The sequence below is a fragment of the Actinoplanes sp. NPDC051494 genome, from assembly GCF_044454705.1.
In the GTDB taxonomy this organism is placed as follows: domain Bacteria; phylum Actinomycetota; class Actinomycetes; order Mycobacteriales; family Micromonosporaceae; genus Actinoplanes.
Map to the genome: position 1 here is coordinate 613,742 of NZ_JBITDZ010000002.1, position 14,019 is coordinate 627,760.

A 14,019-nucleotide genomic window follows, 5' to 3' on the forward strand; every position below is an offset into this window, starting at 1 on the left:
CGAATTGGCCAAATGGTCTATCCCAGACATCTCAGGCATCGCATAACCGTTTAAAACCGGCAAATAGCCGCGTTACATGGCGTGAGGACAAACGACGCGCCAGGGTTGATCAGGTATCCGCGTGCGAGGAATTCATCACGCAAAGTGATGTCGGCCGGTGCGGCCGGATCGTGGCCTCCGGATCACTACCTGTGACTCTCAGTAAGGTCTATGCTGCCTGCGTGAACCGGATCCTGGTGCGTGCCCTGATCGACCTGGCCGTGTCGATCGAACTCGCGAGCGACGACGAGATCGAGCCGGAGACCGCGACGACCCTGCTCGATGACCTGGCGGTGGCGCTCGAGGATCTCCCCGAGAAGGACCGCGACGACCTCATCGACCACATCGAGGAACTCGCCGACGCGACCCGTGACCGGGACCGTCGTGAGGTCCTGATGGATCTTCCCGACACCCTCGGGCTGACCGACGACTGATCTTTTGCCCTGACGGGGGAGGGCCTGGTTTGACCGGGCCTTTTATCCTCGACCTCACAGCATTTCGTTTCACGGGGGCGGGGCTTTTTTGATGGGTGGGTTCTTCGAGGCTGTCCTGAGTTTCCCCACCGTCGTGTTCACCCCACTACTCGTGGTCGTCGTCGGTTACTGGCTCGTCGTCGTGGCGGGCGGGGTCGACCCCGAGGACGATGCCGGGGCGGGCTTTCTCGGGCTCGACGGCGTGCCCCTGCCCGTCGGTCTGTCGCTGATCGTGGTGTTCGCCTGGTTCACCAGCCTGGCCGGCACCGAGCTGCTCGGCGCGCTCCCGGCCGTCCTCGTCCTCGTCGCCGCACTCGTCGTGGCCTGGGTTCTCGCCCGGCTCGCCGTGCTGCTGCTCAAGCGTTTCCTGCCGTCCGGCCCCGAACCGTCGCGGGCCGACTTCCTCGGCATGACGTGCGTCATCCGCACCGGGCGGGTGACGGCCACGTTCGGCCAGGCCGAGGTGCACTCCCCCGACGGCTCCTCAGCGATCGTCCAGGTGCGTCAGGCCGGCACCGACGATCTGCGCGCGGGAACCATCGCCCTGCTCTACGACGTCGACCCCGACGGTGAGTTCTTCTGGGTCGTCCCGGCCGACATCGCCAACGTTTAAGGACTCCTATGAGTGTTATCTCCGCGGGAGTCGGCGTGCTCATCGCCGTCGTCCTGCTCATCGCCCTCGGTGTCGTGCTGTTCATCAGCCGGATGTTCAAAAAGGTCGAACAGGGCAAGGCTCTGATCGTCTCCAAGGTGCGCCGGGTCGACGTCACGTTCACCGGCGCGGTCGTGCTGCCGGTGCTGCACAAGTCCGAGATCATGGACATCTCGGTCAAGACGATCGAGATCTCGCGGACCGGCCGTGAGGGCCTGATCTGCCGCGACAACATCCGCGCCGACATCCGGATCACGTTCTTCGTACGGGTCAACAAGACCACCGAGGACGTCATCAAGGTGGCCCAGGCGATCGGCACCGAGCGGGCCAGCAGCGAGACCACGCTGCAGGAGCTGTTCAGCGCGAAGTTCTCCGAGGCGCTCAAGACCGTCGGCAAGCAGCTCGACTTCGTCGACCTGTACACCAAGCGCAACGAGTTCCGGGACCAGATCATCGAGGTGATCGGCACCGACCTCAACGGGTACAGCCTCGAGGACGCCGCGATCGACTTCCTCGAGCAGACCCCGATGGTGCAGCTCGACCCGAAGAACATCCTCGACGCGCAGGGCATCCGGAAGATCACCGAGCTGACCGCGATCGAGGCGGTGCTCACCAACGACTTCCGGCGCAACGAGGAGAAGGAACTCACCCGCCAGAACGTGGACGCCAAGGAGGCGATCCTCGAACTGGAGCGCCGGCAGGCGGACGCCGAGATCAAGCAGCGCCGCGAGATCGAGACGATGCGGGCCCGCGAGGAGGCCGAGATCGCGCTCGCGCACGCCGAGGAGCGGCTCCGGGCCGAGGGCGCGCACCTGCGCACCGAACAGCAGCTCGGGATCCAGAAGGAGAACAAGGACCGGGAGATCGCGGTCGCCGAGAAGAACCGCGAGCGGGTCATCGCGATCGAGACCGAGCGCATCGAGAAGGACCGGATGCTCGAGGTCATCGGCCGCGACCGGGAGACCGAGCTCTCCACGATCTCCAAGAACAAGGAGATCGAGACCGAGAAGCGCTCCATCGCCGACCTGATCCGCGAGCGCATCGCGGTCGAGAAGACGGTCGCCGAGCAGGAGGAGAACATCAAGCGCCTGCGCGTCGTCGAGGAGGCGGAGCGCACCCGCCAGGCGGTGATCATCAACGCTGAGGCCGAGGCGCAGGAGGCCCTGGTCAAGGACATCAAGGCCGCCGAGGCCGCCGAGACCTCCGCGAAGTTCAAGGCCCGCGAGTCGCTGCTGCTGGCCGAGGCCCGCCAGCAGACCGCGGAGCTCGACGCCCGAGCCAAGATCAGACTCGCCGAGGGTACGCAGGCCGAGGCCGCCGCCGTGGGTCTGGCCGACGTCCAGGTGCGCGAGCGCAACGCCGAGGTGGTCGAGAAGACCGGCCTGGCCGAGGCCGCCGTGCGCGACCGCAACGCCGAGGTGCTGGAGAAGACCGGCCGCGCCGAGGCCGCCGTGGACCGCGAGAAGGCGCTGGTCATCGCCGCGGCGATCCGCGAGAAGCTGCTCGGTGAGGCCGCGGGTCTGCAGGAGAAGGCCGGCGCGATGGCGGCCATGGACGTCGCGACCCGCGAGCACGAGGAATACCGGCTGCGCCTCGAGATGGAGAAGGAGATCCGGCTGGCCGGCATCTCCGTGCAGAAGGACATCGCCGAGTCGCAGGCCACGCTCATCGCGGTCGGACTGGAGAAGGCCGACATCGACATCGTCGGTGGCGACTCGATCTTCTTCGACAAGCTGATCGGCTCGATCTCGATGGGCAAGAGCGTCGACGGCTTCGTCGAGCACTCCACCGTCGCGCAGACACTCGGTGCGCGCTACCTCGACGGCTCCGCGGACTTCGCCGACGACCTGGGCCGGGTGATCGGCTCGGTGAGCACCGGTGACGTGGCCAACCTGAGCCTGTCGGCGTTCCTCGCGCAGCAGATCAGGGCGGGCGGGTCCGACACCGGCAAGCTCAAGGAACTCCTCGCGGCCGCTGAGAAGATGGGTCTGGGCGACGCCAAGGTGCCGGCTTCCCGGTGACCTCTCTCGACGCTGGTACTTACGAGGTCCTGCACGCCCGGCTGGGCGTGCAGGCCAAGGAGCTGGCCGGGCGCGCGGAGCAGCTCAACGCCCGCCGGGTGGAGACGTTCGGCGGGCAGCAGACCCGCCAGCTCGGCTCGCAGCGGGTACGCACGGAGAACAACTGCGTGCCGCGCGACATCGTGCAGGTCGGCGGCGCCATGCTGTTCGGCTACAACGTCTTCATCGGGCTGCGCTCGGAGACCTCGGTCGCGGACGTGTTCGCCGTGCACGCGTTCACCCCGGACGGGTTCGAGCCGGCCGCGGTGCCCGGCCTGCTCGACGATCCCGGCTTCCTCCGGGACTTCGCCGAGCTGTACCGGTACTACCGCGAGACGCACCTGCTGCAGCTGCGCCGGCTCGACTCGCTGCTGCTCGCGGTGTTCCAGACCGGGGCCCGGGCCGACGACCTCAAGGTGCTGCGCTGGCGCCTCGGCGTGGACGGGTCGGTCGCGTACGTCGACAACCGCGGTGAACGCGACCACGTCTTCCCGCCGTCGCACGACTTCGAGTGGACGCTCACCACCCGCGACCAGCACGTGCTCGGCCGGCACCCGCACGTCTCGATCGACGACGAGGTGTTCGTCGAGACGGTCGGCGGCACCCTCACGGTCAAGGTGGAGAACAACACCGAGGACGGCGAGGGGATCTTCTCCGAGCCGGTGGACGAGCCGCTGCAGAGCCTGGCCGACGGCGAGATCGCGTACGCCCGGGTCGGCCCGCTGATCCTGCTGCGGATCCTGCCGTACAAGGAGACCACCCACCGGTACCTGGTGTTCAACACCCGCACCCGGGACGTGCGCCGGCTCGACGGGATCGGGCAGGCGTGCCAGCGGCTGCCCGAGGACCAGGGGATCATCTTCCCGGGCGGCTACTACCTGTCGACCGGGCTGGCGAAGACGTTCGACGCGGACACCGACGAGCTGGAGTTCGAGCGGGTCGTGCGCTCGGTCAACGGCGAGGACACGCTGTACGTGTTCCACGCCCGGGCGGCCGGACGCTACCTGCTGCTGCCGTACAACGTGATCCGCAAAGAGGTCGCCACCCCGATCACCTGCCACGGGTACTCGCTGTTCGACGACGGGACGCTGATCGCGTTCCGGGCGATGGACGAGCCGGCCCGGGTGCACCCGATGCAGGTGTGGCAGACGCCGTACGTGTCGGACACGTTCGCCGCCGCGCAGGAGACCGGCACCGGCCCGCTGGAACGGATCGGCAACGCCGACCTGGTCCGAGGCATCGCGGACACCATCTCGGTGGCCCGGATGGTCGACGACATGACCCCCACCGGGCCGGTCTTCGAGGCGATCATCGCGGCCGCGAGCCGGCTGTTCGACCACTACCACTGGCTGAACGATCCGGAGCTCGGCGACCTCGCCGCCCCGGTGACCGAACTGCGCGCCACCGCCGAGCAGGTGCTCGACGAGTTCGAATCGGTGCAGCAGCTCACCGCGCAGGCCGCCACCGCGGTCGAGGAGGCGGAAGCGGCCGCCACCACGCTGATCCGCCGGGCCCGGGGCGAGGTGCCGGTCGACACCGACGGCTGGGTGCGCCAGCTCGCCGCGCTGCGGATGTCACAGGGACGCACGGTCACCCTGCGCGAGCTCCGGTACGTCGACACCGGCCGCCTCGACCGCCTCGCCGCGGAACTGTCGGCCGAGGTGGACAACGCCGCCCGCCGGGCCGTCGAGTTCCTCCAGCGCGAGGACGCGTTCGCCGGTTACCAGGAATCCGTCGAGCAACTGGTCACCGACGCGGGCGCGATCACCACGGTCGCCGCCTCGGAACCGGTCGCCGAGCGGCTCACCGAGCAGGCCGACGGCCTTCAGGTGGTCACCGAGGTGGTCGGCGGCCTGGACATCGCGGACGCGACCGTCCGCGTCGGCATCCTGGAACGCATCGGCGAGGTGCTCGGCGGCGTCAACCGGGCCCGGGCCACGCTCGACGCCCGCCGCCGCGACCTCGCCGCGCTCGAGGGCCGGGCCGCCTTCGCCGCCGAGTTCGCGCTGCTCACCCAGTCGGTGACGGCCGGGCTGGCCGCCTCGGACACCCCCGAGCACGGCGACGAGCAGTCGGCCAAGCTGATGCTGCAGATCGAGGCGCTGGAATCCCGGTTCGGGGACTTCGACGACTTCGCCGACCAGCTGGCCACGAAACGCTCGGAGATCTACGAGGCGTTCGCCGGGCGGCGCCAGCAGCTGCTCGACGACCGCGCCCGTCGGGCCGACCGGCTGGTCGCCTCCGCGCAGCGCACGCTGACCAGTGTGCAGCGCCGGGCCGCCGGACTCGCCGGCGTGGACGAGGTCAACACGTACTTCGCCACCGATCCGATGGTCGGCAAACTGCGCTCGGTCGCGGCGGAACTGCGTACCCTCGGCGACGTCGTCCGGGCCGAGGAGCTGGACGGGCGGGTGAAGGCCGCGCGGCAGGAGGCCGGCCGCTCGTTGCGCGACCGCCTCGACCTGTACACCGACGGCGGCGCCACGATCCGGCTCGGCCGGCACGCGTTCGCGGTGAACACCCAGGCCATCGACCTGACGCTGGTGCCGGACGGCGATCACCTGGCGTTCACGGTGACCGGCACGGACTATCGCGGGCCGGTGCGGGACGCGGCGTTCGAGCACACCCAGGACTTCTGGGACCAGCCGCTGATCTCCGAGGACCGCCGCGTCTACCGGGGTTCGCACCTGGCCGCCACGCTGTTCGCGGCGGACCCGGCCGGCACCACGACGGCACTGGCCGACGGTTCGCTGCGCGATCTGGTGCGGCGCGGTGCCGAGGCCCGCTTCGACGAGGGGTACGAGCGTGGCGTGCACGACAGCGACGCCACGCTGATCCTCGGCGCGCTGATCCGGCTGCACGCCGCGGCCGGGCTGCTGCGGTACCCGCCCGCGGTCCGGGCCGACGCCCAGCTGTTCTGGGCGTTCGGCACCACCCCGGAGCAGCAGACCGCGTGGACCCTGCGTGCGTCGTCGCTGGTCCGGGCGCGGTCGCTGTTCGGTGCCGCGGGCAGTGCGCTCGACGACCTGTGCGCCGAGCTGTCCGCCGCGGCCCGGTCCTTCCTGGACGACCCGGGTGCCGACGTCGGCGAATACCTGGTGGAGGAGCTCGCCGCCACCCCGGCCGGCTTCGTCACCGGCGCCGGCGCCCGGCGCTTCCTGGACCGTTTCCACCGGGCGCTGAGCACCGGCGACCGGGCCTTCGCCGACGACCTGCGGGCGCTGGAGCACGACACCACCGCCCGCCGGCAGCTCGTCACGGCCTGGCTCGCGGCGTTCCACGCGGCCCAGCCGGACAGCGGCGACGAGGCCGACCGGATCGAGGCGGCCGCCATCGAACTGACCGGCACGGCACTGACCCGGTACGACTCGGCGGCGGCGCTCACCGAGACCGTCGAGGGACTGCTCGGGGTGCACCCGACCATCAAGGACGGACATTTCGCGCTTCGTCTCGATGACTTCCTGACGCACACCCGGTACTTCCGGGAAGAGCGCATCCCGGCCTACCGCGCGTACCAGAAGCAGCGGACCGCGGTCGCCGCCGCCGAGCGGGAACGCCTGCGACTCGACGAGTTCAAGGCCGGCGTGATGAGCGCGTTCGTCCGCAACCGGCTGCTCGACGAGGTCTACCTGCCGCTGATCGGCGACAACCTCGCGCGCCAGCTCGGGGCGGCCGGCGACAGCAAACGTACGGACCAGTCCGGTCTGCTGTTGTTGATCTCCCCGCCCGGCTACGGCAAGACCACCCTGATGGAGTACGTCGCCAACCGGCTCGGCCTGGTGTTCGTGAAGGTCAACGGGCCGGCGCTGGGGCACGCGGTGACGTCGCTCGACCCCGCCGACGCACCCGACGCCACGGCCCGCCAGGAGGTCGAGAAGATCTCGTTCGCCCTGGAGATGGGCAACAACGTCCTGCTCTATCTGGACGACATCCAGCACACGTCGCCGGAGCTGCTGCAGAAGTTCATCTCGCTGTGTGATGCCCAGCGGCGGATGGAAGGCGTGTGGGACGGCCGCACCCGGACGTACGACCTGCGCGGCAAGCGGTTCGCGGTGTGCATGGCGGGCAACCCGTACACCGAGAGCGGGCAGCGTTTCCGGATCCCGGACATGCTGGCCAACCGGGCCGACGTCTGGAACCTGGGCGACGTGCTCTCCGGCCGGGAGGACGCGTTCGAGATGTCCTACCTGGAGAACGCGCTGACCGCGAACGCCGTGCTGGCCCCGCTGGCCGCCCGGGACCGCGCCGACCTGCCGCTGCTGGTGCGGCTCGCGGAGAACGATGACTCGGTGCGCCCCGACCGGCTCAGCCACGCGTACTCGGCGGCTGAGCTCGAGCAGGTGCTGTCGGTGCTGCGCAAGATGCGCCGGGTGCAGCGCACGGTGCTGCGCAACAACCAGGCGTACATCGCGTCGGCCGGGCAGGCCGAGGGATCACGCACCGAGCCCGCGTTCAAGCTGCAGGGTTCGTACCGCAACATGAACAAGCTCGCCGAGCGGATCGTGCCGGTCATGAACGACGCGGAGCTGGAAGCGCTGATCGACGACCATTACGTCGGCGAGGCGCAGACGCTGACCACCGGTGCCGAGGCCAACCTGCTGAAACTGGCCGAGCTACGCGGCCGGCTGACCGCGGAACAGGCCGCGCGCTGGGCCGAGGTCAAGGCGGCGTTCCTGCGGGAGCGGGCGCTCGGTGGGGCCGGCGACGACCCGATGACCCGGGCCGTCGGGGCGATGGGCCTGCTCGCCGACAAGGTGGGCGGCGTCGAGCAGGCCATCCTGTCCCGTCGTCAGTCCTGACTCCGCAGCAGGTTGGGTTCCTCGCGCAACAGGGCGGCGAGGCGGCGGGCGGCTTGTTCCGTCTCCGCCTCGTCGACCCGCAGCGGGATCGGCTCCGGCAGCGGCTCGGGCATGCCCCGCGGCTGTTCCGGGCCCGCGGTCTCCTCGAACAGGTTCTGCTGGGGTCGCTCGTACTGATACGTCGGCGGCGGCTCCGGCTCATAGACCGGGTAGGGCGTGTCGTCCAGATCGACGTCGATGACATCGTCGTGCGCCGGCTCCGGAGGCCGCTGCGCCACCGTGTGATCCGCGCTGACCTGGACGATGCCGTCCTCGATCGTGAAGTGCAGCAGCATCGGGTCGGTCACGCCCTCCACGCCGACCGTCACGCCCAGGTCGGGATGCCGGGCCACGACCGCGGCGATCGCCTCGACCAGCTCCGTCACCGCCGGGGGTGTTCCCGCCGACTCGCCTGTGGCCCGCCGCCGCAGTTGATCGCGGCGTGCCAGCTTGTCGAGCGCGTCGTCCAGTCCGCCTCGCACGACACCGTCCTCCCAGTCGCCCACACCTGTGCGCCCACACCTCTGCGCCCAACAACTGTGCCCGCTCGGGGGTCCGTTTGGAAAGCCGGTACGGAGCGTCTAAGTACACACCTTACGACTGCCGCATCCGGATGGCCTTGTCCAGGGCCCGGTCGAGCACCACGAGCAGGGCATCTCGCACCGAACCACGGAACCGGGCATCGAATTGAAGGATGGGCACCTCGTCACGCACCGCTAACGCCCAGCGCACCTCGTCCAAGTTGTACCCCTGCTGACCGTTGAAGGTGTTGACGCCGACCACGAACGGAAGCCCGGCCCGTTCGAAATAGTCCACCGCGGGATAACAGTCGTCAATCCGGGACGTATCGACGATGACGAGCGCGCCGAGCGCACCCCGGACCAGGTCGTCCCACATGAAGGAGAAACGGGACTGGCCGGGCGTACCGAAGAGGTAGAGCTTGAGGGTCTGATCGATGGTGACGCAGCCGAAGTCCATGGCGATGGTGGTCGTGGTCTTGCCGGTGGCCTGGCCCGGATCGTCGACGCCGAACCCCTCCGTCGTCATCTCGGCCTCGGTCGTCAGCGGCGAGATCTCCGAGATGGCACCCACCGTGGTGGTCTTGCCGACGCCGAAGCCCCCGGCCACGATGATCTTGACCGGGACCGGTGGCGCGGGCCGCGGCGGCGACCCGGGCACCGCGGGTACCCGCGCGGTGCCGGCGACGCGGGGGTCAGGAAATGGATCGAAGTCCACGGATCACTCGCATGATGGTGTCGGGGTCGGGAAAGTCGCTCTGCAGCACGTGCACGTCCAGGTGGCCGGTCGCCCGCAGGTCGCAGACGAGGATCCGGGTCACCCCGAAATGCATCCGGAGCTGGGCCGAGATCTCAGCGACGGACTGCGGGGTCCGGCACAGCTGCACGATGGCCCGCCGCTCGGGCGACAACCGGGCGTGCAGGGCCCCCGGCAGCGCACTGACCTGGGTTTCGAGGCCGATGTCGGGGTCGTCGGCGACCCGGCCGGAGGTGATGACGAACGGGCGCAGACCGGCCGAGCTCTCGCCCGGGGAATCCTCGCCGCCCGGACCAGGACCATTCAGGAACGGCCGCACCCCCGATGTCATTGCTGGACGGCGTTCTTCAATTCAGCGATGAGGCGCGGGCTGAGGGCACCACCGGCCCGGGTGGCGAACAGGGTCATCTCGTACGCGAGCGTGCCCAGGTTCGCCGAGCGGTCGGCGACCACACCCAGCACCGACCCGGCGCTGATCGCGGTCACGAGCAGGTAGCCGTCGGCCATGTCGATGATGACCCGGTTGAGGCTGCCCAGCTTGTACCAGCTGGCGGCGCCTCCGGCGAGGCTGGTCAGGCCGGACACGACCGCGGCGAGGCGTTCGGCGTTCGGCCGGTCCTTGATCGCCGACATCGCCATGAGCAGGCCGTCGGAGGAGACGGCGATGGCCTCGACGACGCCGGCGGTGCCGGACGTGAAGGAGTCCAGCAGCCAGTTGAAGGTCTTCGCCTCCGCACTGAGCTGGGACTGCGCGTCGGTGGAGTAGGGGGAAGTCATCGCGGTTGTCCCTCGGGTTGTGGCTGGGTTTCGTCAAGAGCTCGATTGACGCCGTCCTCGAACAGCTCCATCGCCGCACGGGCGGCGTCGGGATCGAGCGGCGTGGCCGGGCCGGCCGGCGGGGTCGGGTTCCGGGGCTGGTCGAGCGGCAGCGTGGCGCCGGGGACCCGGCGGGTCAGCAGCGGTGGGTGGCCGGCCGCCGGGGGTGCGGACAGATCCTGCTCGACGACGTCCCACCGGGCGCGGGACACCCCGGCCTCGAACGCGTCGAACGCGTCCCGGGCGGCGATCGCGTCGTCGGCGGTCGGCGTGGCGGCGATCTGCTGCGGCGCGGTCTCGGGCGGCAGCTGACTGCCCGGCACCCGGCGGCGCAGCGGACTGCGCTGCCGCGGGATCTGCACCACGTCGGCCGGTGCGGCCAGGACGACCGGGGCCTCGAGAGCCGGGCGTACGGGCTGCTCGATCGCGGGGAACCGGCCGGCGACCGGGATGGCCTCGTACACGGGGGCGGCTTCGATCGTCGTGGCCGCCGGCACGGCGAACGCGTTCCAGGACCTGGCGACCTCGAGCGTGCGGGTGGCCCGGCTGAGCATGTTCGCGTCGAACGGCATCGCGCTGCCCGGCACCGAGCGCACCGAGCCGCCGGCGATCAGCGGTGCGAACTCGCTGTGCTGGCTCGGCACGGTGGCCTGGATCGGGCCGATCCGGCCGGCCAGCGGGTCCTGCCGCGGCACCAGGTGCTCGGGCCGCAGCTCCACCCACGCGGTGATGCCGCCCTCGGGGGTGGGGGTGAGGCTGACCTCGATGCCGTGCCGCCGGGCGAGGCGGCCGACCACGAACAGGCCGAGCACCTCGGAGGGGGCCAGGTCGAGGCGCTCGCGGGTGGTGAGCCGGGAATTCTCCTCGGCGATGCGTTCCGGGGGCAGGCCCAGGCCGTGGTCGACGACCCCGAGCCGGACCCCGCCGCGCAGCTCGGCCGCGGTGACCGTGACCCGGGTGTGCGGCGGGGAGAACGCGGTGGCGTTCTCCATCAGCTCCGCGAGCAGCAGCGTCAGGTCGGCGAGGACGGCCGGGACGACCACGATCTCCTCGGGGACCTCGACGTCCACCCGGGTGTAGTCCTCGATCTCACCGAGGGCGAGCCGGACCACGTCGGACAGCCCGAGCGGGGCCATGTGGTCGTTGGCGCCGGCCCCGCCGGAGAGCACGACCAGCGAGCTCGCGTTGCGGCGCAGCCGGCTGGACATGTGGTCGAGCCGGTACAGCTCACGCAGCCGGTCGCTGTCGGTCTCGCGGCGTTCCAGGCTGTCGATCAGGGCGAGCTGGCGGCCGACCAGGTTCTGGGTGCGCCGGCCGACGTGCCCGAACATCTGGGCGACGTTGCGCCGGCCGAGGACCTGGCGTTCCACCAGCCGGGCGGCGGTGGTCTGGACCCGGTCGAACGCGCGGGCCAGGTCGCCGATCTCGTCGCGGCCGGCCACGTCGACCGGATCGAGGCGCAGCGGCCGGATGCTCTCCGCGTCGTCGTCCGCGACCCGTTCCAGCTCGTCCTCGGCGCCGCGGGCCACCCGGTCGGCCGAGGCGGTGAGCCGGCGCAGCGGCCGGGCCACCGCGCGGGCCATGAGCAGCGACAGGCCGATGACGAGCACGAGCAGCAGCAGCGTGCCGCTCGCGACGACGAACGCCGTGGTCAGCGCGGAATTCCGGCTGCTGGTGACGGCCCGGTCGACGTCCGCGGCGACGCGCTTCTCCACGAAACCACCGAGCACGATGACCGAGCGCAGCGACGGGAACAACGTCTTGATGTTCAGCAGCTTCACCGCGCCGGCCGGATCGGTGAGCGCCTGGGTGAAGAACTGGTTGCCGACCCGGGCGCTGAACGCCGACTGGGCGCTCAGGTACAGCTTGTACTGGGCCGGGGTGAAGAACGGCTCCGCGTCGGTGATGATCAGCTGGATCTGGAACAGCGTCTGGGAGAAGAGCCCGACCAGACCGGCGTTCTTGGTCACCACGGCGCTGGTCAGGTAACCGGCCGCCTGGCTGATCAGGTCGTCGCTGCGCAGCGCCTGGTCCAGCGCGTAGATCTGCCGGCCGGTGGAGGTGGTCAGGTCCGCGTTGCGGGTCAGGCCGAGAGCGTTGATCACCGGGGTGATGAGCGTGGTGAACTCGGTGACGATCTGGTCCGGCCGGATGGTCCGGTTGACCACGTTCGCCCGGGTGCTCGAGAGCCGGGAGAGGTTGTTCAGCGCCCGCCGCAGCTCCGCCGGGACCGGCAGGTCGAGCCGGCTGATCGCGGCGATCCGGTCGCCTGCCGCGGCACTCTGCACCGCCAGCTCGGGCGCCTGGACCAGACCGAAGTAGTAGCCGACCGACAGCAGCCGCTCCTCCTGGAGCTCCTGCAGCGCGGTGCCGACCTGGGTGGCGAGCTCGACGGTGTCGGACGTGTCCGCGGCCTTGACCGAGACGCCGGCCCGGTTGACGACGATGGGCACCGCGAGCGCCACGACGCCGATCAACGGCACCAGGACCAGCAGCGTCAGCTTGCCGAGGATGCGCAACCTACCGAAGAGCACTGGCCCGCTCCCGTCGGCTCGGGGTGGTGGCCTCGTCCGGCTCGGACCCGGGTGTCACGGTCACGTCGCGGGGCGCCCGCTGGGGGCGTGGGCGGCGCCGGGCGGTGGCCCGGGCCAGGATCGCGGCGAGCACCAGCAGCACGGCGACGACCACGGCGATGATCGCCTCGGCCGCCCGGTGGTTCAGGTCGCCGAGCCGGTCGTCGAGCAGGCTCGACATCTCCCGGGTGGTGATGGACGAGAGGTTCGCGAGCGAGGTCTGGAGCTGGCTCTGCGCGGTGGCCATGGTGGCGGGGTTCGGTGCGCCGCCCGGGTTCGCGCCGCGCGTCAGCGACTCGACGCCGCGCCGGAACGAGTCGAGCCCGCTGACCAGGTTGCCGCTCAGGGTCGCGCTGGCGGTGTCGTCGACCGCCGCCTGCAGGTTGTCGGTCAGCTCCTCGACGGCGGCGTTGACCTCGAGCACGGCGCCGCCGAACTGCGGGCCGAGCTGCGCCTGGACCTGCGGGTTCGACGTGGCGACGAGCTGGCTGAGGTCGCCCATCCGGCTCACCTGCACGACGGTGGTGGGCAGGTCGACCGCGACGGCCCGCTGCAGGTGCGCCAGGTCGTTGTCGGGGTCCTTGAACAGGTCGGAGTTGGCCTGGACGGTCCGGTAGAGCGCGAGGGTGAGGTCGGCGACCTCGACGTGGGCCTGGAGGACCGTCAGCGGGTCACCGGTCTGCTGAGGCAGCAGCTCGATCTTCTGGCGCAGGCCGGTCCACCTGTCCCGGGTGCCCAGCGCGGTGCCGAGACGCGCGTCCGCGGCGGCCACCCCGCGCACCGCGGCCGCCATCGTGGCCGGTGGATCGGTGACGCCGGTGAGCGCGGACGACTGGCCCTCGGCGAGCGCGCTGACCAGCGGGGCCAGGGCGACCAGGTATTCCACGCCCCGCTGTTCGAGGCGGGTGCTCTCCCGCTGCTGCGACACCTCGCCCCAGACCCGGGCGAAGAGCACGCCGGCCGGAGCGAGGATCAGGACCGTCATCACGGCCGCGAGGACGGCACGCGTCCGGGGCCGCCGGTGATCCACCGAGTCTGACATCGTCGATTCCTCCGCCGTGCTGCCGATCTGTGCCGGTTTGGTGACTACTCTGAGTAGTCATAGGGCGCACCGATCCGGGTCAATCTAGCGGAGAAAGAAGTCGTCGGCCCCTCGCGGAGGGTCAGAGTTGGATCGTCCGATCGGCCGATGGACCAGCAGGGTTGCCTGGTCGTACGCGGGTGGGCAAAAGTGCCGGGCCGCTTTTGTTACCGACAGGTAAACCCCGATGCGTAAATATAACTAAGAGTAGC

10 protein-coding genes are annotated in these 14,019 nt (G+C 70.4%); 4 read left to right on the forward strand and 6 right to left on the reverse strand.

The features are described 5' to 3' along the window. Positions 1-221 precede the first annotated feature (221 nt). The 4 genes from ACIA6A_RS09440 to ACIA6A_RS09455 all read left to right on the forward strand — a co-directional run bounded on the left by ACIA6A_RS09440 (position 222) and on the right by ACIA6A_RS09455 (position 8,023). A complete protein-coding gene (locus ACIA6A_RS09440) occupies positions 222-473 on the forward strand; it encodes a hypothetical protein (protein WP_396097024.1) in 252 nt (83 codons plus the stop codon). 91 nt (positions 474-564) lie between these two features. Beyond that, positions 565-1,125, forward strand: coding sequence for a hypothetical protein (locus ACIA6A_RS09445; protein WP_396097025.1), 561 nt, complete (start codon positions 565-567; stop codon positions 1,123-1,125). Between the two features lie 8 nt (positions 1,126-1,133). After that, positions 1,134-3,185, forward strand: a complete 2,052-nt coding sequence (locus ACIA6A_RS09450; RefSeq protein WP_396097026.1) for an SPFH domain-containing protein — start codon at positions 1,134-1,136, stop codon at positions 3,183-3,185. Then, positions 3,182-8,023, forward strand: coding sequence for a DNA repair ATPase (locus ACIA6A_RS09455; RefSeq protein ID WP_396097027.1), 4,842 nt, complete (start codon positions 3,182-3,184; stop codon positions 8,021-8,023). The genes ACIA6A_RS09450 and ACIA6A_RS09455 overlap by 4 nt, the downstream gene beginning before the upstream one ends. Here ACIA6A_RS09455 and ACIA6A_RS09460 read toward each other — a convergent pair. The 6 genes from ACIA6A_RS09460 to ACIA6A_RS09485 form a co-directional block, all read right to left on the reverse strand. After that, the gene (locus tag ACIA6A_RS09460) at positions 8,014-8,544 is read right to left on the reverse strand and encodes a hypothetical protein (RefSeq protein WP_396097028.1); all 531 of its coding nucleotides are present in this window, start codon (positions 8,542-8,544) and stop codon (positions 8,014-8,016) included. The two genes, ACIA6A_RS09455 and ACIA6A_RS09460, sit on opposite strands and share 10 nt — an antisense overlap. A 112-nt stretch (positions 8,545-8,656) precedes the next feature. Beyond that, positions 8,657-9,298 carry a GTP-binding protein gene (locus ACIA6A_RS09465; RefSeq protein WP_396097029.1) on the reverse strand — a complete coding sequence of 214 codons (642 nt, stop codon included), beginning with the start codon at positions 9,296-9,298 and terminating at the stop codon, positions 8,657-8,659. Next, on the reverse strand, positions 9,276-9,668 hold the full coding sequence (locus ACIA6A_RS09470; protein WP_396097030.1) for a DUF742 domain-containing protein: 393 nt from the start codon (positions 9,666-9,668) through the stop codon (positions 9,276-9,278). The genes ACIA6A_RS09465 and ACIA6A_RS09470 overlap by 23 nt, the downstream gene beginning before the upstream one ends. Beyond that, on the reverse strand, positions 9,665-10,114 hold the full coding sequence (locus ACIA6A_RS09475) for a roadblock/LC7 domain-containing protein (RefSeq protein WP_396097031.1): 450 nt from the start codon (positions 10,112-10,114) through the stop codon (positions 9,665-9,667). Before ACIA6A_RS09475 ends, ACIA6A_RS09470 begins: the two co-directional genes overlap by 4 nt. After that, positions 10,111-12,687, reverse strand: coding sequence for a nitrate- and nitrite sensing domain-containing protein (locus ACIA6A_RS09480; protein WP_396097032.1), 2,577 nt, complete (start codon positions 12,685-12,687; stop codon positions 10,111-10,113). Before ACIA6A_RS09480 ends, ACIA6A_RS09475 begins: the two co-directional genes overlap by 4 nt. Next, the gene (locus tag ACIA6A_RS09485) at positions 12,674-13,768 is read right to left on the reverse strand and encodes a hypothetical protein (RefSeq protein ID WP_396097033.1); all 1,095 of its coding nucleotides are present in this window, start codon (positions 13,766-13,768) and stop codon (positions 12,674-12,676) included. The genes ACIA6A_RS09480 and ACIA6A_RS09485 overlap by 14 nt, the downstream gene beginning before the upstream one ends. Positions 13,769-14,019 lie beyond the last annotated feature (251 nt).

Coding starts and splice junctions, on each gene's coding strand:
- ACIA6A_RS09470 (WP_396097030.1), bottom strand. CDS start 9,668: ATGACATCGGGGGTGCGGCCGTTCCTGAATGGTCCTGGTCCGGGCGGC.
- ACIA6A_RS09445 (WP_396097025.1), top strand. CDS start 565: ATGGGTGGGTTCTTCGAGGCTGTCCTGAGTTTCCCCACCGTCGTGTTC.
- ACIA6A_RS09475 (WP_396097031.1), bottom strand. CDS start 10,114: ATGACTTCCCCCTACTCCACCGACGCGCAGTCCCAGCTCAGTGCGGAG.
- ACIA6A_RS09450 (WP_396097026.1), top strand. CDS start 1,134: ATGAGTGTTATCTCCGCGGGAGTCGGCGTGCTCATCGCCGTCGTCCTG.
- ACIA6A_RS09485 (WP_396097033.1), bottom strand. CDS start 13,768: ATGTCAGACTCGGTGGATCACCGGCGGCCCCGGACGCGTGCCGTCCTC.